The sequence below is a fragment of the Streptomyces orinoci genome (assembly GCF_003121295.1).
Taxonomy (GTDB): Bacteria; Actinomycetota; Actinomycetes; order Streptomycetales; family Streptomycetaceae; genus Streptomyces; species Streptomyces orinoci.
Genome location: NZ_PHNC01000012.1, coordinates 1 through 24,744, shown reverse-complemented (window position 1 = coordinate 24,744; position 24,744 = coordinate 1). Strand labels below are relative to the sequence as shown.

Genomic DNA, 24,744 nt, shown 5'->3' with positions numbered 1-24,744 from the left:
TCCGTTGTTCGACGGAGACGTGGCCACGCTCACTTGGCCGATCGCGTTCGATATCGGCTAAGGTCCGGCCGAATGATCTTTGACTGACCACGGGGGAACTTCGTGTCGGAACAGACACAGGCGCAGGCGCATGCCCAGACACCGGCAGAGGCGCCTGCTCGCAAGGGCGGGGCGGCGGCGCTCGGGTGGGTGCTGACCATCGCCTTCAATATCGTGGCGCCGATCCTGACCTACAACCAGCTGCACTCGTCCGGCCATGGCGAAGCCACCGCGCTGCTGGCCTCGGCGGCCTGGCCGGTGGTGGATATGGCCGTCTATCTGGCCTGGCACCGGCGGATCGATGAATTCGCGGCGATCACCTTGGTGTTCATGGCGGCGACCATTGTGGTCACGGTGGCCGGTCCGCACTCGGCGCGGATGTTGCTGATCAAGGACTCCTTTGTGACCGGGGCCTTCGGCCTGGTCTGTCTGGCCTCGCTGGCGGCGCCGCGGCCGCTGATGTTCTATTTCGGGCGCAAGTTCGCCACGGATGGCACGGCGGAGGCGGTCGCCTGGTGGAACGGGCTGTGGCGCTATGAGGGGTTCCGCCAGGTGCAGCGCAATCTCACGATTGGGTGGGGTGTGGCGTATGTGATTGAGGCGCTGGTGCGGGTGGGGCTGTCCTATGTGCTGAGCACGAGCGGGATGGTGACGGTCAACTCCGTGTTGTCTTATGGCGTTACGGGGGTGCTGGTGTTCTGGACCATCACCTATGCGCGCCGGTCCCGGGCCAGGGCGGCGGCGGGGGTGGCCGCCGCGCGGGCGTAACGGGCCCTGTCCGGGCGCGGGTTGCTGAGCGGCCGGTCGCGCCCGCGCGGCGGAGCCGCGGGATGGGGGGCGCCGCCTAATGGAGCGGGCCCAGCTCCGGCGGCTCCAGGCCGCGGTTCTGGTCGGCGTGGCCCAGCTGGAGGTCGCGTTCGGTGCGGCCGCCGCCCGCGATGTGCAGCACGGTGGCGACCGGCGGATAGCCCGCCGCGACCACGGTGTATTCGCCGGCCGAGAGGTCGATGAAGCGGAAGGTGCCGTCGGCGCCGGTGATGGTGGAGTCCACCACATTGCCGGCGGCGTCCAGCAGGGTCACCCGGGCGTCCTCCACGGGGCGGCCGCCTCCGGCCCGTACCGTGCCGCGCAGTACCGCGCCGCCGGCCAGCTCGATGTCCTGGCGGGTCTCCCGGGCGGACTGAACGGTCACCGGGAGGGCGGCCGGCCGGAAGGCGGTGGCGCTGGCGGCGAGGGTGTACTCGCCGGCCACCAACTCCTCGATGACATAGAGCCCTTCATGCCCCGTGCGGGTGGAGGCGACCACCTCGCCATGCACATTGGTGAGGGTGACCAGGGCCTCGCACACCGGAGTGCCGTCGGCCGTGTGCACCGTACCGGCCAGGCGGCCGGCGCCGCCGAGCACCACATCGATCTCCACCGGGCGTTCGCCGACCGTGACGGTGACGGCCTGCGGCTGGTGGCCGCCGGCGGCGGCGATCAGGACATAGGAGCCGGTGCCGGGGGTGCTCAGCGCGAAGCGGCCGTTCTCGCCGCTGGCGCCGCGTCCGATCTGGCGGCCATGGGCGTCGATCAGGGTGAGCGCGGCCCGTGGCACGGTGGTGCCGTCATGGTGCTGGACCGCGCCGGTCACCGGGACGCCGGTGCTCACCGGCGGTGGCTCGGTGGGGGGTTCGAGGCGGGCGGGCGGGATGGTGGGTGCTTCGGGGGCGGGTGCGTTATGGGACACCAGGGGTTTCTCTTTCAGCAGGAAGGCGAGCAGGAAGCCGAGGATGAGCACCGGTACCAGATAGAGGAAGATCCTCGGCATGGCCTCCGCATAGGCGCGGATATAGCCGTCCCGCAGCGGCGCCGGAAGCGCGCGCACCAGTTGCGGGGTGATGGAGTCGGGGGCCGGAAGGCCCGCCCGGGGCGGGAGTTCGGTGCTCAGCCGGGCGGCCAGGCGGTGGGCGAAGAGGGTGCCGAAGACGGCCGCGCCGACCGAACCCCCGATCTGCCGGAAGAAGTTGTTGGCGCTGGTGGCGCTGCCCAGGTCGGCGGGATCGACGGAGTTCTGCACGGCGAGGATGAGGACGGGCAGGCAAAGGCCCAGCCCCACACCGAGGATGGCCATCCAGAGGCTGTAGACCAGCCGGCTGGTGTCGGCGTCCATATGGGAGAGCAGATACATGCCCTCGGCGGAGAGGGCGCCGCCAAGGATGGGCAGCAGTTTGTAGTGGCCGGTGCGGCTGATGAGTTGGCCGGCGACCAGGGAGGCGACCACGATGCCGCCCATCATGGGCAGCATCAGCAGGCCGGATTCGGTGGCGTCGGCGCCGTCCACCATCTGCAGGAAGGTGGGCAGATAGCTGGCGGCGCCGAAGAGGCCGACGCCCACCACCGCGCCGACCAGGGCGGCCACGGTGAAGACGGGGTCGGCGAACAGCCGCGGGGGGATGATGGGTTCGGCCGCGTACTGCTCGACCACGATGAACAGCAGGGCCGTTCCCAGGGTGCCGGCGCCCAGGCCGAGGATGGTGCGCGAGGTCCAGGCGTACTCGGTGCCGCCCCAACTGGTCAGCAGCACCAGACAGGTTGAGGAGGCGGTGAGCAGCAGTGCGCCCAGCACATCGAAGCGGCCGCGGGCGGTGGGGCGGGGCATCTTCAGGCCCTTGGCCACCACGGCCAGGGTGATCAGACCGAAGGGGACATTGACATAGAAGCACCAGCGCCAGGAGGCGTGGTCGGTGAAGAAGCCGCCGAGCAGCGGTCCGGCGACCGAGGCCAGGCCGTAGGCGGCGCTGATCACGCCCATATAGCGGCCGCGTTCCCGGGGCGGGACGATATCGGCGATGATGGCCTGGACGCCGATCATCAGGCCGCCGGCGCCCACTCCCTGGAGGGCGCGGAAGGCGATCAGCTGGTCCATGGTGCGGGACCAGCCGGCCAGCGCGGAGCCGGCCACAAAGAAGAGGATGGCGAAGAGGAAGACCGCCTTGCGGCCGCAGAGATCGCCCAGCTTGCCGTAGAGCGGCAGCACCACCGTGGAGGTGAGCAGATAGGCGGTGACCACCCAGGACATCCGGTCCAGGCCGTGGAGTTCACCGACCACCTTGGGCAGGGCGGTGGCCACGATGGTCTGGTCGAGCGCCGCCAGCAGCAGGGTGAGCATCAGCCCGGCGAAGACCAGACGGATCCGGGCCGGGCCCGGCCGCTCCCCCGGACCGGGTGACACGGGGGGCTCCGCGGGCCGGACGAGCGTCTGACTGCTCGTCACCAAGGTGGTCTCATAGGTGGACCCGCCCACGTAACTGCTCCCCTCGTCGCGCCTGTCGCCGCCCATTTCTCGCATTACGCGACAACGGCGAGCAAGCGCGACGCTTTACCGGGAAATGCTGTTCGGGTGGATTTCCGCCGGTCGGAGGCGGTTTGCGGACTTTGTCGCCGGGATGGGAAAACCACTCGAACCGGTGAGGGCGGGGGGCTCAGCCGGCGCTGGACTCGCCCTGCTTGCCGGTAACTTCGGCCTCCAGGCGGGCCAGTACGGCGTCATAGATACGGGCCAGGCCCTTGGGCGCAAAGGTGCGCTCGAAGAAGCCGCCGATGCCGCCGGCGCCGTTCCAGGTGGTGGTGACCACGACCTGGGAGCGGCCCTCGCCGGCCGGGGTGACGGTCCAGGTGGTGACCATGGAGGAGTTGCGGTCCTTCTCCACCAGCTGCCCGGTGGTGGGCTCGGTGACCTCCAGCAGACAGTCGCGCACCCGCTTGCTGGTGGCCTGGAGCTTCCAGTGCACCACGGTGCCCTCACCGTCGCCGCCCTCGCGGACCTCGTACTCGCTGAAGTGCTCCGGCAGAAGCTTGGCGCGGGTGCCGCTGTAGTCGGCGAGGGCGTCGAACACCTCCTCGGGGTCCGCCGCGATGATCCGCTCCGTGGTGGCCTCGACCTGGCCCATGGCTTGTCCTCCGGACGATGAAAGTGCTGCTGTGCGGTGCGCTGCCGGTTCCCGGCTGGCGACGACAGCCTTCCATCATCGTTGCGGCCGCCCAAATCCGGCCCGCCGGGGGCGCAACGCGCACCGGGTTGACGCCCGCCCGTTCCCGGACGCACGCCGGATGGACGCCCGCGCGTTTCCGGACGCACAACGGGTTGACGCCCGCCCGTCCCCGGGCGCCCTCACCGCACCCGCCGCAGCCGGGACAGCGCCTCCACCGCCGCGGCCCGCAGCCGCTCATGCTCCCGGGCGGCCACCAGAGTGGGCTCGGCGCGGCGGTCGCCCAGCGCCCCCAGGCCCTCCACACAGGCGCGGGCCACCGGCCAGCAGTGGTCCCGGGCGGCCAGCAGCCGCTCCAGGGTGGAGACCAGGGCGGGTACCGACTCGGGCGCACGCAGCTCGCTGAGCAGCCGGACCGGGTAGAGGGCGTAGGCGGTGCGCAGCGGGTTGGTGGCCAGCGCGGCGGCGGCGCGGGCGGTGCGCGGGTCGCGCAGCCGGGCCAGGACGCGGGCGGCGGTCGCGCAGCGCACCGGTTCGCGGTAGTTGAGGAGGAGTACCAGGGTCTCGAAGGCCCGCCGGTCGCCCTGGGCGCCCAGGGCGAAGGCGGCGATCTCGCGGGCCCACAGCGGCCGTTCGCGGGCCACCAGGACCTCGGCGAGGGCGTCCCGCGCGGCGCGGCTGTCGGTACGGACCAGGACGAGCAGCCGCTCGTAGTCCTGGAACTCGGCCGGGGAGACCAGTTCGGCCCGCACCCGCTTCAGCAGTGCGCGGAATTCCTCTTCCATTCCCGCTCTCCTCCCGGAGTGGCCTGAACCACATGGTAATTCGCGCGAACTCCCCCTGGTGCTTGCGGTTACCCGTGAGTTAATCTCCCGGCAAGAGCAGCTACCTTGCTCGGGCGGTCTGGTGACGCAGCCGCTCTCGCACCGACATTGTCGATGTCGGTCCGTCGGTTCGGTACTTCCAGTACGGCACGGCTCCGGGACAGGGCCGGCCGGTCGCACAACTCCCCTTCCGTGGACGTTTTTTACCCGCCCGCGGACGGACTCAAGTCGCCGCGCCCCCGCCGGGGCGTGATCAGCCGTCGCCCCGCCGTGTTTCGGGGAACACCCTCTGGAGTCCCGCGATGGACCGACAGTCCGCCCCTGAGCCCGCCTCGCAGCCGACCGCCGGGTCGGCCAACTCCCTTGAGCACATAGCCGTCATCGGCCTCGGCACCATGGGCACCGGCATCGCCGAAGTGCTGCTGTGCGCCGGGCGCCGGGTGACCGGCGTGGACATCAGCGACGCGGCCGCCGCCCGGGCCACCGCCGCGCTGGAAGCGGCCACCGCCCGCGCGGTGGCCCGCGGCCGGATCACCGAGGAGCAACGCGCCGCCGCGCTGGCCCGGTTCAGCGCCTCGGCTGATCTGCGCACCGCCGCCGGGGCCGATCTGGTGATCGAGGTGGTGCCGGAGAACTACGAGCTCAAACACGAGGTGTTCACCGCGCTGGACGCCCTGGTGCGCCCGGAGACCATCCTGGCCACCGGCACCAACGCCCTGTCGGTGACCCGGCTGGCCGCCGACTCCGCCCGCCCCGAACGCGTGCTGGGCCTGCACTTCTTCAACCCCGCCCCGGCCATGAGGCTGATCGAGGTGGTCTCCTCGGTGCTCACCGCGCCGGCCGCGGTCGCCGCCGTCACCCAGCTCGCCCGGGAGCTGGGCAAGGAGCCGGTGGCCGTGGGCGACCGGCCGGGGTTTGTGGCCGACGGGCTGCTGTTCGGCTATCTCAACCAGGCCGCCGCGATGTACGAGTCGCGCTATGCCTCCCGCGAGGACATCGACGCCGCCATGAAGCTGGGCTGCGGACTGCCCATGGGCCCGCTGGCGCTGCTGGACCTGATCGGCGTGGACACCGCCCGTACCGTGCTGGAGGCGATGTACGCCGCCTCGCACGACCGGCTGCACGCCCCCGCCCCCATCCTGGGCCAGCTGGCCGCGGCCGGGCTGACCGGCCGCAAGGCGGGGCGCGGCTTCTACACCTACCAGGAGCCGGGCTCCCCGGTGGTGGTCCCGGACGCGGTCACTCCCGCCCCGGCCGCCGGGCGGGACGCCGGGCGGCCGGTGCGCGCGGTGGGCGTGGCCGGCTCGGGAACCATGGCCAGTGGTATCGCCGAGGTCTTCGCCAAGGCCGGGTATCCGGTGGTGCTGGCGGCCCGCAGCCTGGCCAAGGCGGACGCCGCCAAGGAGCGGATTGCCAAGTCCCTGGCCCGTTCGGTGGCCAAGGGCCGGCTGACCGAGCGCGAGCGGCAGGCGGCGCTGGACGCCATCGCCCCGGCCGGCTCGCTGGACGCCTTCGCCGAGGTGGACCTGGCGGTGGAGGCGGTGGCCGAAGACCTGGAGATCAAGCGGGAGTTGTTCGCGGAGCTGGACAAGGTGTGCCGGCCCGGCGCGGTGCTGGCCACCACCACCTCCTCGCTGCCGGTGATCGCCTGTGCCCGGGCCACCTCCCGGCCGCAGGACGTGGTGGGCATGCACTTCTTCAACCCGGCCCCGGCCATGAAGCTGGTGGAGGTGGTGCGCACCGTGCTCACCGCGGACGACGCGCACGCCACCGTGCGGGCGGTGTGCGCCGCGGTGCACAAGCACCCGGTGGAGTGCGGTGACCGGGCCGGGTTCATCGTCAACGCGCTGCTGTTCCCGTACCTCAACAACGCGATCAAGATGGTGCAGGAGCACTACGCCTCGCTGGACGACATCGATGCCGCCATGAAGCTGGGCGGCGGCTATCCGATGGGGCCCTTCGAACTGCTCGATGTCGTCGGGCTGGATGTCTCGCTGGCCATCGAGCGGGTGCTGCACCGGGAGTTCCGCGACCCCGGGCTGGCCCCCGCGCCGCTGCTGGAACACCTGGTGGCGGCGGGCTGCCTGGGCCGCAAGACGGGCCGTGGCTTCCGCGAGTATGCGAGGGCCTGAGCAGGACCCTGCCTGGGGCGGGCTGCTGGAGCCCTCCGCCGGTCCGCCCCGGCACGTCCGCACGGGAGCGTGTTACGTTCCCCACATGTCCCAGCCCGTCAAGTCCGCCCGTCCGTCCCGCGGAACCGCCGCCCGGGGCGACGGCGAGTCCGGCGCCGAGAGCGCGGGTTCGCGGCGCGCCGCCGCCCAGCGTCTGGCCATGCGCCGCAAACTCGCCTCCGCTGCCATGGAGTTGTTTGCGACCAAGGGCTATGAGGCCACCACGGTGGACGAGATCGCCGCCACCGCCGGGGTCGCCCGCCGCACCTTCTTCCGCCACTTCCGCTCCAAGGAAGAGGCGATCTTCCCCGACCATGACGACACCCTGGTGCGGGCGGCCGGGGTGCTCCAGGCGGCGCCGGCGGGCGAGAACCCGCTGGACACGGTGTGCCGGGGGATCAAGGAGGTGATGCGGATGTACGCCGCCTCGCCGGCCGTCTCGGTGGAGCGCTACCGGCTGACCCGCGAGGTCCCCGCGCTGCGGGAGCGGGAGATCGCCTCGGTGGCCCGCTATGAGCGGCTGTTCACCCGCTATCTGCTGGGTCACTTCGAGGAGGGGCTGCACCATCACGACGATCCGCTGATGGCCGAGGTGGCCGCCTCGGCGGTGGTCACCGCGCACAACCATGTCCTGCGGCGCTGGCTGCGGGGCGGCGGCGAGGGGGATCTGGAGGCGCAGCTGGACCATGCCTTCGCCATCGTCCGGGAGACCTTCGGCAAAGGCATCGGCGCCAGCCGGGAGCAGGAACCGGCCGCGGCCCGGGCGGAGGGCGGCGAGGTGCTGGTGACGGTGGCGCGGACGGACGCGCCGCTGGGGGATGTGATGCGGGCGATCGAGAAGGTGCTGCGGGGCTGACGTCCACCGGTAGCGGCCCGTTCACCGCTACCGCGTGTTCACCGGTATCGCACCGATCGTGCCGACCGCCTGACGCCCCGGCCCGCCCCGTGCTACCCACGTGAGAAGTACAAGCACGGGGGGCGCGAGTGAGCGCGAACAACCGGATCGAGGGCGGCCGGGCCGAGAACGTCTTCCAGGGGGAGAACTTCACCTTCCTCACCCTGGAGGCCCCGCAGCCCAGGCTGCTGGACGAACTGCCGCTCAGACCGCCGCTGGTGGCCCGGCGCGAGGCGGAGCTGGGGCGGGTGCTGGACGCGCTGCGCGGCCCGGGCGGCGGGGTGGTGGTCAGCGGGCCGCCGGGGTGCGGCAAGACCGCCCTGGTGACGGAGGCCGCGCACCGCGCGGTGGAGCGCGGCTGGTTCCCGGGCGGAGTGCTCTACGCGGATCTGGGCGGGCACAGCGGGGAGCCGCCCGCCGACCCGGCCCAGCTGGCCGGTGCCTTTCTGCGGCGGCTGGCGGTGCGGGGGCGGCATCTGCCCCGGGACCGGGGCCACTTGGCGGCCATGCTGCGCGGCCGGCTGCGGGAGCGGGCGCACAGCCATGGGGCGGTGCTGCTGGTGCTGGACGACGCCGCCTCCGCCGCGCAGTTCGCCGCGCTGCTGCCGGGCGGGCCGCACACGGTGCTGGTCACCTCCCGCACCCGGCTGACCGTGGACGGTCTGGACGCCCTGCCGCTGGGGGTGTTCTCCGCCGAGGACTCCCGGACGGTGCTCACCGCCCTGCTGCCGAAAATCCCGGCAAACCCGGCAGAACTGGATGAACTGGCCGCGCTCTGCGGGCATCTGGCGCTCTCGCTGCGGGTGGCCGCCGCCCGTACCGAGGAGGACGGCACCACCGGGCCGCTGCTGGCCGCGCTGCGGGCGGAGAACGAGCGGCTGGCCGAGCTGGAGGTGGATGAACAGTTCAGTGTGCGGGCCGCGTTCGCGGCCTCGTACCGGGCCCTGTCCCCCGCCGACGCCCGGCTGCTGCGGCTGCTGGGCCTGCATCCCGGGCGGGAGATCGGCCCGGACGCGGCCGCGGCCCTCGCCGGGACCACCGTGGCCGAGACCCAGCGGGCGCTGCGCCGGCTGGTCAACGCCCATCTGCTGGAACGGGCGGATGAGCGGGGCCGGGTGCGCTTCCACGATCTGTGGCGGCTGTACGCCCGGGAGCGGCTGGCGGCCGAAGAGCCGCGCCGGAAGCGGGAGATGGCATGGCAGGCGCTGGTGGAGGAGTGGATCCGGCGGGCGGGCCAGGATGACCGGGCCTGGCTGGACCGCGAGCAGGACGCGCTGCTGGCCGCGCTGGAACGGGACTTCGCGGCCGGGGCGCACCGCAGGGTGGCCCGTCTGGGGGTGCCGCTGGCCCGGCATCTGGCACTGCGGGCCCGTCCGGCCGAGGCGCTGACCGTGCTGGACCGCCTGGTGGCGGTGGCCCAGCGGCAGGGCAACCGGCTGACCGAGGCCAACCTGCTGCTGGAAATGGGCGCCGAGTACCGCCAGTTGGGGATGGCGGACGCCGAGGAGCAGTGCTTCCACGCGGCCTATGTGATCTGCGACCAGATCGGTGCGCTGTACCAGGTGCCGGAGCTGGCCCACTGGCTGGGCGACCGGCTCCGGCAGGACGGTGATTTCCGCGAGGCCCGGTGGTGCCGCCGGCAGGCCGATTCCGCCAGGGCCCCGGGCGATCTGGCCGGCCGGATCCAGGACCTCAACCGGCTGGCCCTGGACCATCTCGCCGAAGGCTCCCTTCCCCGGGCCAGGGAGCGGCTGGAGGCGGCCCGGAGGCTGGGCAAGGGGTGCTCCGACCGGGCCGCCCGGGCACTGACCCGGGCCACGCTCGCCGAACTCTGCCTGGCCCAGGGCAAACCCCGCCAGGCCCTGGACCATCTGCGCAGATCGCTGTCGCACAGCAGGGCCGCCGGGGATCTGCGCTCCCTGCTCGACCGGCTGGCACTGGCCCACCGGCTGGAGGCGGCCGGACACCATCCGGACCGGGCGCGCGCCCGGCTGGCGGAGGGCCTGGAGATCTGCCGGGCATACCAGCTGCCCGCCAGGGAACGGGAGTTCACCGAGCTGCTGGCCGCCTGGCACCAGGGGCAGGGGGATCACCGGCAGGCCGAGACCTTGCGCGCCGCGGCGGGGCGGATCGCCACCGAGGCCGGTGGTCCGGCGGTGCCGGTGCCGCCCCGCCCGTCCGGTCCCCGGCTGGACGCGATCACCGTCACCCGGTACTTCCTGTGGCCCTGGGCGCTGCTGCTGTGCTCCCTCACCGGCCTGCTGGCCACCACGCTGCTGCCCGGCCTGGTGCCGGTCTCCGGTTCGGCGGCGCTGTGGGGCGGGTTGTCGGCCATGGGCGCCGGGCGGGTCTGGGGCCAGTACTACACCTGGTCCGGTGGCATCCGGCGCCCCGTCTGGCAGTTGAAGGTGTCGATGGCGCTCCAGGTGCCGCCGGCCTTCGCCTGGGCGGCCTGGCTGCTGGACGGGCAGCATCCGGTGCCGCCCACGGTGCTGTCCCAGCTGGTCTGGTGGGGCTTTATGGCCGATGGGGCACTGAGCATGCTGCCGTATGTCTCGGGCCGGTACGGGACACCGCGCGACTGAACTCCCCTACCCCACCGGCCCCGCTCATCTGTGAACCCCCGGTGACAGATGTCTCAATTTCATGGCACGCAGTGTCTTGTCGGCTGGCACGGCGTGCCATACCTTGGTCGCGTCCGGGCGGCCGGCACGCAGACGACCACAGTCGCGTGCCGGCTGTCCCCACAAGCACTTTGTGCGCCCGGACCGCCTGCGTCACCAGGCACCGCACGCGCTCACCCCGCGCATCGCAAGGCCCGAACCGACGGATCGCAGCACCGACAGCCGCACCACCCCCGACGTTCCCCCAAAGCCCCGTTCCCAGGCGCTTCGCCGGAGGCAACCGTGAACCAGATACTCGACGCGATCCTCGCTGCCGACAGCACGAGCGAGGACTTCGCCGCGCTCCAACTCCCCGAGTCCTACCGCGCGGTGACCGTGCACAAGGACGAGGCCGAGATGTTCGCCGGCCTGCCCACCCGGGAGAAGGACCCGCGCAAGTCACTGCATGTCGAAGAGGTGCCACTGCCCGAACTCGGGCCCGGCGAGGCGCTGGTGGCGGTGATGGCCAGCTCGGTCAACTACAACTCGGTGTGGACCTCGATCTTCGAGCCGGTGTCCACCTTCGGCTTCCTGGAGCGCTACGGCAAGCTCTCCCCGCTCACCAAGCGGCACGACCTGCCGTACCACATCATCGGCTCCGACCTGGCGGGCGTGGTGCTGCGCACCGGAGCCGGCGTCAACGCCTGGAAGCCGGGCGACGAGGTGGTGGCGCACTGCCTGTCGGTGGAACTGGAGTCGGCCGACGGGCACAACGACACCATGCTCGACCCCGAGCAGCGCATCTGGGGCTTTGAGACCAACTTCGGCGGCCTGGCCGAGATCGCGCTGGTGAAGTCCAACCAGCTGATGCCCAAGCCGCGCCATCTGAGCTGGGAGGAGGCGGCCGCGCCGGGGCTGGTCAACTCCACCGCCTACCGGCAGCTGGTCTCCCGCAACGGCGCCGGGATGAAGCAGGGCGACAATGTGCTGATCTGGGGCGCCAGCGGCGGACTCGGCTCCTACGCCACCCAGTTCGCGCTGGCCGGCGGCGCCAATCCGATCTGTGTGGTCTCCAGCGAGCAGAAGGCGGACATCTGCCGCGCCATGGGCGCCGAGGCGATCATCGACCGTACCGCCGAGGGCTACAAGTTCTGGAAGGACGAGCACAACCAGGACCCCCGGGAGTGGAAGCGCTTCGGCAAGCGCATCCGGGAACTCACCGGCGGCGAGGATGTGGACATCGTCTTCGAGCACCCCGGCCGGGAGACCTTCGGCGCCAGTGTCTATGTGACCAGGAAGGGCGGGACGATCGTCACCTGCGCCTCCACCTCCGGATACAAGCACGAGTACGACAACCGCTATCTGTGGATGTCGCTGAAGCGCATCATCGGCTCGCACTTCGCCAACTACCGGGAGGCCTGGGAGGCCAACCGACTGATCGCCAAGGGGAAGATCCACCCCACCCTGTCCAAGACCTACCGTCTGGCGGACACCGGGCAGGCCGCCTATGACGTGCACCGCAACCTCCACCAGGGCAAGGTCGGCGTGCTGGCGCTGGCGCCGGAGGAAGGCATGGGCGTGCGCGACGAGGAGATGCGGGCCCGGCACATCGACGCGATCAACCGCTTCCGGAACATCTGATGACCGAGCGGCAGAAGGACCGTCCGTGGCTGATGCGGACCTACGCCGGGCACTCCACCGCCGAGGCGTCCAATGAGCTCTACCGCCGCAATCTGGCCAAGGGACAGACCGGTCTGTCGGTGGCCTTCGACCTGCCCACCCAGACCGGCTACGACCCCGACCACATCCTCGCCCGCGGCGAGGTCGGCCGGGTCGGGGTGCCGGTCTCCCAACTGGGCGACATGCGGCGGCTGTTCAAGGACATCCCGCTGGAGCGGATGAACACCTCCATGACCATCAACGCCACCGCCATGTGGCTGCTGGCCATGTACCAGGTGGTCGCGGAGGAACAGGGCGCCGACATCACCAAGCTGCAGGGCACCACCCAGAACGACATCGTCAAGGAATACCTCTCGCGCGGGACGCATGTCTTCCCGCCGGGGCCCTCGCTGCGGCTGACCACGGACATGATCACCTACACGGTGAACCACATCCCCAAGTGGAATCCGATCAACATCTGCAGCTACCACCTCCAGGAGGCGGGGGCCACCCCGGTCCAGGAGATCGCCTACGCCATGTCCACCGCCATCGCGGTGCTGGACGCGGTGTTCGCCTCCGGCCAGGTGCCCGGGGAGCGCAAGGGCGAGGTGGTCGCCCGGATCTCCTTCTTCGTCAACGCGGGCGTCCGGTTCATCGAGGAGATGTGCAAGATGCGGGCGTTCGGCCGCATCTGGGACCGGATCACCCGGGACCGCTATGGCATCGAGAACCCCAAGCACCGCCGCTTCCGCTATGGCGTCCAGGTCAACTCCCTGGGACTGACCGAGGCCCAGCCGGAGAACAACGTCCAGCGGATCGTGCTGGAGATGCTGGCGGTCACCCTCTCCAAGGACGCCCGCGCCCGGGCCGTCCAGCTGCCCGCCTGGAACGAGGCGCTGGGGCTGCCGCGGCCCTGGGACCAGCAGTGGTCGCTGCGCATCCAGCAGGTGCTGGCGCATGAGAGCGATCTGCTGGAGTACGAGGACATCTTCGCCGGATCACATGTGATCGAGGCCAAGGTGGACAGCCTGGTCACCGAGGCGCTGGCCGAGATCGACCGGATCCAGGAGATGGGCGGTGCCATGGCGGCCGTCGAATCCGGCTATCTCAAGGCCCAGTTGGTGGCCTCGCACGCCGAACGGCGCGGGCGGATCGAGTCCGGCGAGGAGAAGATCGTCGGGGTCAACTGCTTCGAGACCACCGAGCCCAATCCGCTCACCGCCGACCTGGACACCGCCATCATGACGGTGGACCCGGCCAATGAGGCCCGGGTGGTGGCCGCCCTGCACCGCTGGCGGGACGACCGGGACGAACACCGCGCCCAGGAGGCGCTGTCGGTGCTCAAGAAGACCGCGGCCGGCAGCGAGAACCTGATGCCGGCCACCCTGGAGTGCGTACGCGCCGGGGTGACCACCGGCGAGTGGGCCTGGGCGCTGCGCGATGTCTTCGGCGAGTTCCGCGCCCCCACCGGGGTCAGCGGCGCCCCCCTGGCCGTCACCGCCGAGGCCGGCACCCCGCTGGCCGCGGTGCGCCGCAAGGTCGCCCGCACCGCCGAGGAACTGGGCACCGGCAAGCTCCGCCTGCTGGTGGGCAAGCCGGGCCTGGACGGCCACTCCAACGGGGCCGAGCAGATAGCGGTACGAGCCCGCGACGCCGGCTTCGAGGTGGTCTACCAGGGCATCCGGCTCACCCCGGAGCAGATCGTCTCGGCGGCCGTCGCCGAGGATGTGCACTGTGTGGGCCTGTCCATCCTCTCCGGCTCGCATGCCGAGCTGGTGCCGGACGTACTGAACCGGCTGCGTGCCGCGGGGGCGGGCGAGGTGCCGGTGATCGCGGGTGGCATCATCCCCTCCGCCGACGCCGACGCCCTGCGGGCGGCCGGAGTCGCCGCCGTCTTCACCCCCAAGGACTTCGATATCACCGAGATCATCGGCCGTATCGTCGATGAGATCCGCAAAGCGAACGAGCTCGACCCCCTGGAGGTCTCCGCATGACGACCCCTGTCAACCGCCTTCGTCCCCGCCGCTCCTGCCTCGCCGTCCCCGGGAGCAACCCCCGCTTCCTGGAGAAGGCCCAGGGCCTGCCGGCCGACCAGGTGTTCCTGGACCTGGAGGACGCCTGCGCCCCGCTGGCCAAGGAAGGCGCCCGGCACTCGGTGGTGGACGCGCTCAACAACGGTGACTGGTCGGGCAAGACCAGGGTGGTGCGCGTCAACGACTGGACCACCCACTGGACCTACCGGGATGTGATCACGGTGGTCGAGGGCGCCGGGCCCAACCTGGACTGCATCATGCTGCCCAAGGTGCAGGACGCCCAGCAGGTGGTGGCGCTGGACCTGCTGCTCACCCAGATCGAGAAGACCATGGGCTTCGAGGTCGGCCGGATCGGCATCGAGGCGCAGATCGAGAACGCCCGGGGCCTGGTGAACGTGGACGAGATCGCCGCCGCCTCGCCCCGGCTGGAGACCATCATCTTCGGCCCGGCGGACTTTATGGCCTCGATCAATATGAAGAGCCTGGTGGTAGGCGAACAGCCGCCCGGTTACCCGGCGGACGCCTACCACTACATCCTGATGCGCATCCTGATGGCGGCCCGCGCCCATGACCTCCAGGCGATCGACGGCCCGTATCTGCAGATCCGCAATGTGGACGGCTACCGCGAGGTGGCCGGGCGCGCGGCGGCGCTGGGCTTCGACGGCAAGTGGGTGCTGCACCCGGGCCAGGTGGAGGCGGCCAACGAGGTCTTCTCGCCCTCCCAGGAGGACTACGACCACGCCGAACTGATCCTGGACGCCTATGAGTACTGCACCTCCGAGGCGGGCGGGATGAAGGGCTCGGCGATGCTGGGCGACGAGATGATCGACGAGGCCAGCCGGAAGATGGCGCTGGTGATCGCGGGCAAGGGGCGGGCCGCGGGCATGACGCGGACGTCGAAGTTCGAGGCTCCGGAGGCGTAGACATCATGCAATTCGGCCGCACCTATGAGGAATTCACCGTCGGGGACGTCTACAAGCACTGGCCCGGAAAGACGGTCACCGAGTACGACGACCACCTGTTCTGTCTGCTCACCATGAACCACCACCCGCTGCATATGGACAGCAACTATGCGGAGCGGACCACCGACTTCGGAAAGAACGTGGTGGTCGGCAACTACATCTACTCGCTGCTGCTGGGCATGTCCGTACCGGATGTCTCGGGCAAGGCCATCGCCAATCTGGAGGTGGAGTCGCTCCGGCATATCGCCCCCACCTTCCACGGCGACACCATCTACGGCGAGACCACGGTGCTGGACAAGACGCCGTCGAAGTCGAAGAGCGACCGGGGCATCGTCCATGTGGAGACCCGCGGTTACAAGCAGGACGGCACCGTGGTCTGCGTCTTCCGGCGCAAGGTGATGGTGCCCACCGCCGAATACATCGACAAGCGCGGCGGCGAGCAGCCGGCCCGCCCGCCCGTCGCCCACCACCACCCTCAGACGACGCCCCTTCGGGGCGGCAGCGCCAATTCGCCGATCAGCCAGGAGAAGTAGCAATGGGCCGCCTCGCACAGACCGACGGGCTCACCGACGTCCAGCGGGAAATCCTCGCCACCGTCCGGGACTTCGTCGACAAGGAGATCATCCCGGTCGCCACCGAGCTGGAGCACCGGGACGAATACCCCACGAAGATAGTCGAAGGGCTCAAGGAACTCGGCCTGTTCGGGCTGATGATCCCGGAGGAGTACGGCGGGCTCGGTGAGTCGCTGCTCACCTATGCGCTGTGCGTGGAGGAGATCGCCCGGGGCTGGATGAGCGTCTCCGGCATCATCAACACCCATTTCATCGTCGCCTATATGCTCAAGCAGCACGGCACCCAGGAGCAGCGGGAGCACTTCCTGCCGCGGATGGCGCTGGGCGAGGTGCGGGGCGCCTTCTCCATGTCGGAGCCGGGACTTGGCTCCGATGTGTCGGCCATCACATCCAAGGGCGTGCGGGACGGCGGGGATTACCTGCTGACCGGCCAGAAGATGTGGCTGACCAACGGCGGTTCGTCCACTCTGGTCGCCGTGCTCTGCCGCACCGACGAGGGCCACCCGGAGGGCACCGCCCCGCATAAGTCGATGACCACCTTCCTGATCGAGAAGGAGCCGGGGTTCGGCGAGGTCAGGCCGGGTCTCACCATTCCCGGCAAGATCGACAAAATGGGCTACAAGGGCGTGGACACCACCGAGTTGATCATGGATGGCCTGCGCATTCCGGCCGACCGGGTGCTCGGCGGGACCACCGGCCGCGGCTTTTACCAAATGATGGACGGCGTGGAGGTCGGCCGGGTCAATGTGGCGGCGCGTGGCTGCGGCGTAGCACAGCGTGCGTTTGAACTGGGCGTCGCCTACGCCCAGCAGCGGCAAACCTTCGGCAAACCCATTGCCCAGCACCAGGCAATTCAGTTCAAACTTGCCGAAATGGGGACAAAGGTCGAAGCGGCTCATGCGATGATGGTCAACGCTGCCCGTAAGAAGGACTCGGGCCAGCGGAACGACCTCGAGGCCGGCATGGCCAAGTACCTCGCCTCCGAGTACTGCAAGGAGGTCGTGGAGGACGCCTTCCGCATCCATGGCGGCTATGGCTTCTCCAAGGAGTACGAGATCGAACGCCTCTACCGGGAGGCGCCAATGCTGCTCATCGGTGAGGGCACGGCGGAGATCCAGAAAATGATCATCGGGCGTCGGCTACTCGAGGAGTACCGAATCCAGGGGTAATTGTCCGAAAGGGGCGATTTGGGAGAGAACTAGATCACACCCTGTCATCAATGTCCGGCCATCGACTGGCCCTGGCGCTTAGCCAGTTGCTGGTCGCAACCGATAGCATCGCCGGAAAGCCGCCGTCCCCGAATTGTTACGCGGCACCCTCCGCTACGAAGGTCATCCATGCCCCACAGCTCTACCTCTGCAACACGCGACAGCCTCGTCGGCGTACGCCTTGCGCGCGGAGCTTCGCCGTGGCTCCTCCCGACCGTCGCCACGGCGGCGGTCAGCCTCTCCCGCGCCCGCCGCTCCGGCCGCTGGGCGGCGCTGGCCGTGCCCTCGACCGCGCTCGCGGCCGGCATGCTGTGGTTCTTCCGCGACCCCGAGCGGGAGATCGCCCAGGGCCGGGTGATCTCCCCGGCGGACGGCGTGGTGCAGAGCATCATGCCGTGGAAGGACGGACGCACCCGCGTCGCGATCTTCATGAGCCCGTTGAACGTCCATGTCAACCGTGCGCCGCTGGCCGGCACGGTGGCCTCGGTGGAGCACATCCCCGGCGGGTTCGTCCCGGCGTTCAACAAGGAGAGCGAGAACAACGAGCGCGTTGTCTGGCACTTCGACACCGAGATCGGTGACGTGGAGATGATCCAGATCGCGGGCGCCGTCGCCCGGCGCATCGTGCCTTATGTCCCCCAGGGCACCAAGGTCGAGCAGGGCGAGCGGATCGGCCTGATCCGCTTCGGCTCCCGGGTCGATGTCTATCTGCCGGAGGGCATCGAGCCCGCGGTGGAGGTCGGCCAGGTCACCAAGGCAGGAGTGACACGCCTTGACCGTGATTGATCCAGATGCCCAGGCCGCCTGGGTTCCGGAGGCGGAGCCCGAGGACGATGTGGACGACATGCCGCTGTCCACTCGGCTGTCGATAGCGGACACCCTCACCCTGGGCAACGCCATCTGCGGCTTCATGGCGGTGTACTTCACCACCACCGGTGTGCTGATGCCGCACCTGACCGGCAACGACGACGGGGGCATGGCCCGCAACAGCGCCGCCACGGCGGTGATGCTGATGCTGCTCGCCTCGGTCTTCGACCTGTTCGACGGGCTGGTGGCCCGCAAGCTGCGCAGCTCGGCGATGGGTGCCGAGCTGGACAACCTCTCGGACCTGATCAGCTTCGGCCTGGCCCCCGCGTACTTTGTGGTGGTCTGGGGCGTGGTCGCCGAGGGTGCGCACCAGAAGGTGTCGGCGGTGGCGGCGGTGGTGCTGCTGCTGTCGGTGGTGCTGCGGCTGGCCCGGTTCTCCTGTGTACCGATGCGGGACGGCATCTTCCAGGGGATGCCCTCGCCGTTCGGGGCCCTGACGGTGGTGTCGGTGGTGCTGCTGGAGCTGCCGTTCATCCCGACGCTGCTGGCGATCGTGGGCGTCGCCTGGCTGATGGTGAGCCGGGTCGAGTACCCCAAGCCGCGGGGCCGGCTGGCAGTGGCCATGCTCAGCTGGATCGTGCTCAGCATGGGGCTGCTGTGTGCGTGGGCCTTTGACGCGCCGGGCGGTGAGCTGCTGCTGCAGACGGGCTGTGCGCTTCAGCTGGTGCTGGGGGCGGTTATTCCGTTGTTCGCCACGGCGCGGCGGGTGAATACGTTCCGCGACAACCGGCGGGAGGCGCGGGCTGCTGCGCAGTCCTGACGCCGCCGCGTACGCATGACGGGTCCGGGCTCTGCCCGGGCCCGTTTTGCTTTTCCGCGGGGGCGGGCGGACGCGGGGGGCGGGCGCCGTTTCGGCGGGGCCGCGCGCTCATGCCGGGTGCGGCGCCGTTTCCGCAGGGCGGGCGCGGGTGGGGATGCGGATGCGTTGCCGGGTGCGGCGCCGTTTCCGCGGGTGCGGGTACGGATGCGGTGGCGGGTGCCGATGCGTTGCCGGGTGCGGCGCCGTTTCCGCCTGCGGCGGGCCGGCCCCACCCACGCGCCACCCGTTGCGGTCAGCGGGGTTGGCTGGGGTCGCTGGTGGGTGGCTGGGCGCCGTCGGCGTCCGGCGGCCGCCGACGGCGCCCAGCCACCCACCGGTGGGGCACCCAGCCCGGGGGCGGGTGACGGGTGATGCGTGGGTGGGGATGGTGCCACCGGGGCGGGGCAGCCGAAGGACGGCCGCGACCAGCGGCGGGGCCCGCGCGGATCAGGCGAGGCAATCCGCGGCCACCCGGGCGGCGAGCCGTTCCAGGAGCGGGCCCGCATCGGCCATGCATCGCCGGACATCCGGTTCCAGCGAGGTCAGCGGATAGGCCGCGGCAAGCCCCAGCGCCTCCGGCGCGACGGACAGCCGCCCGCACACGGCCACCACCGGCACCCCACGAGCAGCCCGCACCACCCCCACCGGCGCCTTGCCCCGCAGGGTCTGCTCATCCAGCGAGCCCTCCCCCGTCACCACCAGCGAAGCGCCCCGCACCGCCGCCGCGAACCCCACCACCTCCAGCATCACCTCGATCCCGGGCCGGAACTCCGCCCCCAGGCCCACCAGCGCGCCATAGCCGACCCCGCCCGCCGCGCCCGCGCCCGGCAGATCGGGGCGGGCGCCCAGCACCCGGGCATACCGGGCCAGCGCGGCGTCCAGCAGCCGGACGTCCGCCTCGCTCGCCCCCTTCTGCGGGCCATAGACCGCGGCCGCGCCCTCCGGGCCGGTCAGCGGATTGTCCACATCGCCGGCCAGCACCACGGAAACCTCCCGCAGCCGGGGGTCGAGGCCGGACCAGTCGGCCGAGGCGAGCCGGGCCAGGCCGGCTCCGCCGGGCCCCACCTCGCGGCCGTCCGCGTCCAGCAGCCGCACGCCCAGCGCGGACAGCATCCCGGCCCCGCCGTCGGTGCAGGCGCTGCCGCCGACTCCCAGCACCACCGTGCGGGCGCCCGCGTCCAGTGCCGCCCGCACCAGTTCCCCGGTGCCGTAGGAGGTCGCCGTCAGCGGCGCCGGGCGGGACGCCCGCCGCAGCCCGCTGGCCTCGGCCAGTTCCACCACCGCCGTATCGCCGCGCAGCGCGTACCCGGCCGTCACCGGCTCGCCCAGCGGCCCGCGCACCCGTACCGTGCGGCGCTCGTAGCCGGCCGCCACCGCCGCGTCCACCGTTCCGTCACCGCCGTCCGCCACCGGCAGCGAGGTCACCGCCACCCCGGGCGCCGCCCGGCGCAGCCCGGCCGTCAGATGCCGGGCGACCTCCACCGCCGTCAGTGACCCCTTGAACTTGTCGGGCGCCACCAGTACCCGCCGGTCGTCCACCGCCATCAGCCACCCCTTCGCTCGGCCCCGGCTGGCCGACCCTACCCAGCGGCCGGGCGCCCGCCCACCCCCTTGCGGTGTGGCGACCGGTCGGCGCGGCCCGGAGCGGCTAATCGCCTTGCGGGCCGGCGGGCCGTTCTGTTTCCGTGCCGGGCATGGACGAGACGGAACTGCTGCGCCGCTCCGGCAGCCCGGTGACCAGGAGCCGACTGGTCAGTGATCTCAGGGCACTGGGGCTGGCCGAGGGCGACACCCTGATGTTCCACACCCGGCTTTCCGCACTGGGCTATGTGGCGGGCGGCGCCCGCACGGTGATCGAAGCGCTGCTGGAAGTGGTGGGCGTACGGGGCACCTTGCTGGTCTACTGCGGCTGGAACGACGCCCCGCCCTATGACTTCATCCGCTGGCCCGAGGCATGGCAGGCGGCCGTACGGGACGAACTCCCCGCTTTCGACCCGCTGTTGAGCGAGTCCGACCACAACAACGGCCGGTTGCCGGAGGTGTTGCCCGCTGGCCGGGCGCGGTGCGCAGCCGCCATCCGGATGTGAGCTTCGCGGCGCTGGGGGCGGCGGCCGGGGAGCTCACGGCCGGCCACCCCTGGAACGATCCGCACGGCCCCGGCAGCCCGCTGGCCCGCCTGGTGGCCCACGGCGGCCGGGTGCTGCTGCTGGGCGCGCCACTGGACACGCTCACCCTGCTGCACCACGCCGAGGCACTGGCCTCGGCGCCGGGCAAGCGGTTCGTCGAGTACGAACTGCCGGTGCTGGAGGGTGGGCGCCGGGTGTGGCGGCGCTTCCGGGACATCGACACGGACTCGGGCGCCTTCGACTATTCCGGGGCGGTGCCGGCGGGCGAGTGGCCGTTCACGGTGATCGCCCGGGAGGCACTGGCCGTCGGAATCGGGGTACGCGGGCGGGCCGGGGCCGCGGAGAGTGTGCTGTTCGACGCCGCGGCCCTGGTGCGGTTCGGGGTGGAGTGGCTGGAGGCTCACCTGGTCTGAGGATGAGCTCTCACCTGGTCTGACGGATGAGTTCGAAGAACTGGTCGCCGCGCAGCACGGTGAAGCGCTCGTCCAGGCCCTGGGCGATCTCGGCGACATCGCCGGGGGTGAGGTTCCAGGCCAGCACTCCGACGCTGAGGAAGAGCGGTGCCTTGCCGTTCCAGCCCCGGGCGGCCTTGGCCAGGATCTGTCGGGCGCCGTTGACGTCGGAGACCAGCCGGGCGGTGCTGATGGGCATCCCGGAGACCAGGCGGGTGCCGAAGTGGCTGGTCCAGTGCTGCCAGATGCCCGCCGGGCGGACGTCCCGGGCGTAGGCGGCGGCCGCCCCGGCGCTGAGGTCGATGTCCTTGCCGTGCGCCCGGTTGAGCACACAGAGCGCCGAGAGCCCGGTGTCACGCATATAGGTTCCGGTCTGCCGGGTGAACCGGGCGAGCTTGGCGGCGGGCCAGTCGTCCGGATAGATGTAGCCCAGGCCGGAGGGCCCGGCCACCAGGTAGTCCTGCCGGGTGGCGGTGCGCTGGTAGTACGCCAGGAACACCGGGGCGGCGTCCGCGGCCAGCGGGCTGACCGACCAGTTGAGCGGGACGGTTCCGCGTGCGGGATCGTCCCAGAGCTTGCGCAGCCGGTGCTGGTTGTACTGGAGGTTGTCGCCCTCGGTGAAGGTGAAGGTCACATAGATCCGGTGGCGCAGCCGGGGCGGGGCGGCATAGGGCTGCCGGGAGGCGAAGCGGCGCTGAGCCCCGGCGAGCACGGTGAGGTTGTTGATGTAGTCGGCGGCCACTACATACACCCCGTGCCGGGAGGCCAGTTCGGTGCCGGCGTTCTCCCGGTCGTTGGGGAACCAGCCCAGGAACGGGGAGTTGTCGGGCATCGCGCGCATCAGCGAGGCCAGCAGGGCGGCCTCCTTGGCGCGGGTGGGGTCGGCCCACACCACAAAGGCCCGGTGGGCCACCGCGTAGTCGCGCAGATTCTCCAGGTTGCGCTGTGGATCCACGGCGATCAGCATCCGGTGGGTACAGCGGGGCCACAGCTCCTTGAGCGCCCAGGCGTAGGCGGAGTGGGCGTCCTTGAACCGGCCGCGCAGGTCTTTGACCACCGGCAGTCCCAGCCGGGAGGCCAGGGCGGAGGTGGCCACCACCGCGTTCTCCAGCCCGGCCAGGGTGGTGGCCACATTGCGGGTGGCCGGCACCGCCGGGTCGGTGATGACCGCGCCCCGGATCTCGGACCGGTACCGGCGCACCAGGGCGGCCAGGCCGTCAACCGGCGCATGGGGCACATCCAGTTCACGCAGCCAGGTGTCGCGGCCCTCCTCGAAGGGCGCCGACAGATACACACAGGGACGCCGCCGGGCGGTCACCCCTTGCAGGGTGCTCAGCAGCAGACGTTCGTCCGCCGAGAGCCGGTCCACCTCGCAGACGTCCAGCCGGTAGGGCTCGGGCAGGGTGGGCAGCGCCTGGTCCTGGGGCCAGCCGGCGTCCCCGGGCTCCCCGGCCTTCCGTGTCTCCCCGGGTTCCCGGGGCGGCTGAGCGGGCCGGTCCGGCTGGGCCGCGGCCGTCCGGGACGCCGCCAGGGAGGCCAGTACCGTGCCCGTGCCCAGCGCCGTCCGGCAGAAGTGACGTCGTGATCTTCCTACTGTCATGTTCGAGAGGGTGGCAGCAAGCGGGCCGGGGCCCGCGCGGCGACGCGCGTCCGACCGGGTGCCGGTGACGGCGGTTGACCTTGCCCCCGGGGGCAGGCTTTAGCCTCCGTACGGCAGAGCGGGGGTGGGCTTGGATGCGGATCGGGGATGCCGCACGGGCGGCGGGTGTGTCGGTCAAGGCGGTGCGCTACTACGAGTCGCTGGGGCTGATCGCGCCGGGCCGGCTGGCCAACGGCTACCGCGACTACGCGGAACGGGAGGTGCGGCTGATCCGGGAGATCAAGGCGCTGAGCCGGCTGGGGATTCCGGCGGAGCGCACCCGTCCGTTCCTGGACTGTCTGGCCACCGGCCAGGACCACGCCGACGACTGCCCGGCCTCGCTGGCCGGTTACCGCCGGGTCATCGACGAACTGACCGAGCGCATCGAGGAGTTGGCCGCCCGCCGGGCGGCCGTGACGGCCCGGCTGCACCGGGCCGCCCATCGCAACAGCATCATCACTCCGGGAGAACCCTTGAACGACCACATCCGGTTGCCGGCCGGTCTTCCGGCGCCCGAGGACGACGGGGCGGCCGCCCATCTGCCCGGCGCGGCACTGCCCGAGCTGACTCTGACAGCCACCTCGGGCGAGCGGATCCGGCTGGACGCCCTGGGCCCGGGCCGTACGGTGCTCTACCTCTACCCGCTGACCGGTCGGCCGGACGCAGACCTGCCGGAGGGCTGGGACGGCATCCCCGGCGCCCGGGGCTGCACCGCGCAGGCGTGCGGGTTCCGTGACCACCACCAGGAGCTGCTGGCGGCCGGGGCGTCCCGGGTGTTCGGCCTGTCCGGTCAGGACACCGCCTACCAGCGTGAGGTGACCGAGCGGCTGCATCTGCCCTTCGCCATGCTCTCCGACCCCGGGCTGGAGCTGGCCCGGCGGCTGGTGCTGCCCACCTTCCGGGCGGACGGGGCGGAGCTCTACAAGCGGCTCACCCTGGTGGTGCGCGGGGGTGTGGTGGAGCACGTCTTCTACCCGGTCTTCCCGCCGGACCGGCACGCCGGGCAGGTACTGGCCTGGCTCGGGGCCAACCCGCGGTGACCGGTTGACCGGACCGGTGACCGGTGACCGGTTGGCCGGTACGGCCGTCAATTCGCTCGCCGCCCGCCGGGGGCGGCGCATACCCTCCCCGCATGAGCAGCGAGCAGCCGGCCCCGGACCGCCGGCCCCTGGTGGCCATCCTCAGCGGTGCCGGGATCTCCACCGACTCCGGCATCCCGGACTACCGGGGACCCCAGGGCCTGTGGCGGCGCGACCCGGAGGCGGAGAAGCTGGTCACCTACGGGTTCTATATGGCGGACCCGGAGATCCGCCGGCGCTCCTGGCGGATGCGGCGGGACGCGCCCACGCTGCGAGCCCGGCCCAACGCGGCCCATGAGGCGGTGGTACGGCTGGAGCGCTCCGGCACCCCGGTGCGGGTGATCACCCAGAACGTGGACGGGCTGCACCAGCTGGCCGGGCTGCCCGAGCGCAAGGTCCTGGAACTGCACGGCACCGCTCGGGCGGTGGTCTGCACCGGCTGCCGGGCGCGCACGGAGATGACCGAGGCGCTGGCCCGGGTCGCGGCCGGGGACCCGGACCCCGCCTGCGAGAGCTGCGGCGGGATCCTGAAGTCGGCCACGGTGATGTTCGGCGAAAGCCTGGACCCCGTGGTGCTGGGCGAGGCGGTGGCGGTGGCCAGGGCGTGCGAGGTGTTCATCGCGGTGGGCACCAGTCTCACCGTCCAGCCCGCGGCCTCCCTCGCGGGGGTCGCCGCCGACCACGGGGCCCGGCTGATCATCGTCAACGCCGAGCCAACGCCCTATGACCAACGGGCGGACGAGGTGATCCGCGAGCCGATCGGTACGGCGCTGCCAACGCTCCTCCAGCGCTTCGGCGGCTGACGGAGCGCCCTTGGGGGCGCCCGGCAGGGGCGTCCCCAGCGG

At 71.4% G+C, this 24,744-nt stretch carries 18 protein-coding genes and 1 pseudogene; 14 read left to right on the top strand and 5 right to left on the bottom strand.

Annotation, left to right across the window (positions count from 1 at the left end):
• Positions 1-102 precede the first annotated feature (102 nt).
• Positions 103-807: a VC0807 family protein gene (locus tag CV755_RS09760; RefSeq protein ID WP_109279791.1), complete on the top strand. Its 705-nt coding sequence runs from the start codon at positions 103-105 to the stop codon at positions 805-807.
• A gap of 76 nt (positions 808-883) precedes the next feature.
• On the opposite strand, the gene CV755_RS09755 is transcribed toward CV755_RS09760, so the two are convergent.
• The 3 genes from CV755_RS09755 to CV755_RS09745 all read right to left on the bottom strand — a co-directional run bounded on the left by CV755_RS09755 (position 884) and on the right by CV755_RS09745 (position 4,795).
• Entirely contained in the window at positions 884-3,361 is a 2,478-nt protein-coding gene (locus CV755_RS09755) for an MFS transporter (protein WP_109279790.1), read from the bottom strand.
• Positions 3,362-3,503: 142 nt separating this feature from the next.
• The gene (locus CV755_RS09750; protein ID WP_109279789.1) at positions 3,504-3,971 is read right to left on the bottom strand and encodes an SRPBCC family protein; all 468 of its coding nucleotides are present in this window, start codon (positions 3,969-3,971) and stop codon (positions 3,504-3,506) included.
• Between the two features lie 221 nt (positions 3,972-4,192).
• The gene (locus tag CV755_RS09745) at positions 4,193-4,795 is read right to left on the bottom strand and encodes a HEAT repeat domain-containing protein (RefSeq protein ID WP_109279788.1); all 603 of its coding nucleotides are present in this window, start codon (positions 4,793-4,795) and stop codon (positions 4,193-4,195) included.
• Positions 4,796-5,136: 341 nt separating this feature from the next.
• Here CV755_RS09745 and CV755_RS09740 point away from each other — a divergent pair, with 341 nt between their 5' ends.
• From CV755_RS09740 to pssA, 10 genes are all read left to right on the top strand, one after another.
• A complete protein-coding gene (locus tag CV755_RS09740) occupies positions 5,137-6,966 on the top strand; it encodes a 3-hydroxyacyl-CoA dehydrogenase family protein (protein ID WP_109279787.1) in 1,830 nt (609 codons plus the stop codon).
• Positions 6,967-7,051: 85 nt separating this feature from the next.
• A complete protein-coding gene (locus CV755_RS09735; RefSeq protein ID WP_109279786.1) occupies positions 7,052-7,861 on the top strand; it encodes a TetR family transcriptional regulator in 810 nt (269 codons plus the stop codon).
• Between the two features lie 128 nt (positions 7,862-7,989).
• Positions 7,990-10,485: an ATP-binding protein gene (locus tag CV755_RS34585; protein ID WP_161968643.1), complete on the top strand. Its 2,496-nt coding sequence runs from the start codon at positions 7,990-7,992 to the stop codon at positions 10,483-10,485.
• A 321-nt stretch (positions 10,486-10,806) separates the two neighbouring features.
• Positions 10,807-12,144 carry a crotonyl-CoA carboxylase/reductase gene (gene ccrA / locus CV755_RS09720; RefSeq protein WP_109279783.1) on the top strand — a complete coding sequence of 446 codons (1,338 nt, stop codon included), beginning with the start codon at positions 10,807-10,809 and terminating at the stop codon, positions 12,142-12,144.
• Positions 12,144-14,156 carry a protein meaA gene (locus CV755_RS09715; protein ID WP_109279782.1) on the top strand — a complete coding sequence of 671 codons (2,013 nt, stop codon included), beginning with the start codon at positions 12,144-12,146 and terminating at the stop codon, positions 14,154-14,156. Before ccrA ends, CV755_RS09715 begins: the two co-directional genes overlap by 1 nt.
• Positions 14,153-15,118, top strand: a complete 966-nt coding sequence (locus CV755_RS09710; RefSeq protein ID WP_109279781.1) for an HpcH/HpaI aldolase/citrate lyase family protein — start codon at positions 14,153-14,155, stop codon at positions 15,116-15,118. Before CV755_RS09715 ends, CV755_RS09710 begins: the two co-directional genes overlap by 4 nt.
• Before the next feature lie 5 nt (positions 15,119-15,123).
• Positions 15,124-15,690, top strand: a complete 567-nt coding sequence (locus CV755_RS09705; protein WP_109279780.1) for a MaoC family dehydratase — start codon at positions 15,124-15,126, stop codon at positions 15,688-15,690.
• A gap of 2 nt (positions 15,691-15,692) precedes the next feature.
• A complete protein-coding gene (locus CV755_RS09700; RefSeq protein ID WP_109279779.1) occupies positions 15,693-16,898 on the top strand; it encodes an acyl-CoA dehydrogenase family protein in 1,206 nt (401 codons plus the stop codon).
• A 168-nt stretch (positions 16,899-17,066) separates the two neighbouring features.
• Positions 17,067-17,723, top strand: coding sequence for a phosphatidylserine decarboxylase (locus tag CV755_RS09695; protein WP_109279778.1), 657 nt, complete (start codon positions 17,067-17,069; stop codon positions 17,721-17,723).
• Entirely contained in the window at positions 17,710-18,564 is an 855-nt protein-coding gene (gene pssA / locus CV755_RS09690) for a CDP-diacylglycerol--serine O-phosphatidyltransferase (protein WP_109279777.1), read from the top strand. Before CV755_RS09695 ends, pssA begins: the two co-directional genes overlap by 14 nt.
• A 486-nt stretch (positions 18,565-19,050) precedes the next feature.
• Here pssA and CV755_RS09685 read toward each other — a convergent pair whose 3' ends face one another.
• Positions 19,051-20,148 (bottom strand): glycerate kinase, encoded by a 1,098-nt coding sequence (locus CV755_RS09685; protein WP_109279776.1) that lies wholly within the window; start codon positions 20,146-20,148, stop codon positions 19,051-19,053.
• A gap of 149 nt (positions 20,149-20,297) precedes the next feature.
• Here CV755_RS09685 and aac(3) point away from each other — a divergent pair.
• Positions 20,298-21,142 (top strand): annotated as a pseudogene (aac(3), locus tag CV755_RS09680) (aminoglycoside 3-N-acetyltransferase).
• 10 nt (positions 21,143-21,152) lie between these two features.
• Here the strand turns inward: aac(3) and CV755_RS09675 are convergent.
• A complete protein-coding gene (locus CV755_RS09675) occupies positions 21,153-22,781 on the bottom strand; it encodes a GxGYxYP domain-containing protein (RefSeq protein ID WP_109279775.1) in 1,629 nt (542 codons plus the stop codon).
• 134 nt (positions 22,782-22,915) lie between these two features.
• Between CV755_RS09675 and CV755_RS09670 the strand changes: the two genes are divergently transcribed.
• Both CV755_RS09670 and CV755_RS09665 read left to right on the top strand, forming a co-directional pair.
• Complete coding sequence (locus tag CV755_RS09670) at positions 22,916-23,860, top strand: MerR family DNA-binding transcriptional regulator (RefSeq protein ID WP_109279774.1); 945 nt, start codon at positions 22,916-22,918, stop codon at positions 23,858-23,860.
• Positions 23,861-23,952: 92 nt separating this feature from the next.
• Entirely contained in the window at positions 23,953-24,702 is a 750-nt protein-coding gene (locus tag CV755_RS09665; RefSeq protein WP_109279773.1) for an SIR2 family NAD-dependent protein deacylase, read from the top strand.
• The last annotated feature ends 42 nt before the right edge of the window (positions 24,703-24,744 follow it).

Excerpts from the sequence above, each read along its gene's own strand:
- CV755_RS09755 (WP_109279790.1), bottom strand. The coding sequence starts at position 3,361 with ATGGGCGGCGACAGGCGCGACGAGGGGAGCAGTTACGTGGGCGGGTCC.
- CV755_RS09750 (WP_109279789.1), bottom strand. The coding sequence starts at position 3,971 with ATGGGCCAGGTCGAGGCCACCACGGAGCGGATCATCGCGGCGGACCCC.
- CV755_RS09745 (WP_109279788.1), bottom strand. The coding sequence starts at position 4,795 with ATGGAAGAGGAATTCCGCGCACTGCTGAAGCGGGTGCGGGCCGAACTG.
- CV755_RS09740 (WP_109279787.1), top strand. The coding sequence starts at position 5,137 with ATGGACCGACAGTCCGCCCCTGAGCCCGCCTCGCAGCCGACCGCCGGG.
- CV755_RS09735 (WP_109279786.1), top strand. The coding sequence starts at position 7,052 with ATGTCCCAGCCCGTCAAGTCCGCCCGTCCGTCCCGCGGAACCGCCGCC.
- CV755_RS09715 (WP_109279782.1), top strand. The coding sequence starts at position 12,144 with ATGACCGAGCGGCAGAAGGACCGTCCGTGGCTGATGCGGACCTACGCC.
- CV755_RS09710 (WP_109279781.1), top strand. The coding sequence starts at position 14,153 with ATGACGACCCCTGTCAACCGCCTTCGTCCCCGCCGCTCCTGCCTCGCC.
- CV755_RS09705 (WP_109279780.1), top strand. The coding sequence starts at position 15,124 with ATGCAATTCGGCCGCACCTATGAGGAATTCACCGTCGGGGACGTCTAC.
- CV755_RS09700 (WP_109279779.1), top strand. The coding sequence starts at position 15,693 with ATGGGCCGCCTCGCACAGACCGACGGGCTCACCGACGTCCAGCGGGAA.
- CV755_RS09695 (WP_109279778.1), top strand. The coding sequence starts at position 17,067 with ATGCCCCACAGCTCTACCTCTGCAACACGCGACAGCCTCGTCGGCGTA.
- CV755_RS09685 (WP_109279776.1), bottom strand. The coding sequence starts at position 20,148 with ATGGCGGTGGACGACCGGCGGGTACTGGTGGCGCCCGACAAGTTCAAG.
- CV755_RS09675 (WP_109279775.1), bottom strand. The coding sequence starts at position 22,781 with ATGACAGTAGGAAGATCACGACGTCACTTCTGCCGGACGGCGCTGGGC.
- CV755_RS09670 (WP_109279774.1), top strand. The coding sequence starts at position 22,916 with ATGCGGATCGGGGATGCCGCACGGGCGGCGGGTGTGTCGGTCAAGGCG.
- CV755_RS09665 (WP_109279773.1), top strand. The coding sequence starts at position 23,953 with ATGAGCAGCGAGCAGCCGGCCCCGGACCGCCGGCCCCTGGTGGCCATC.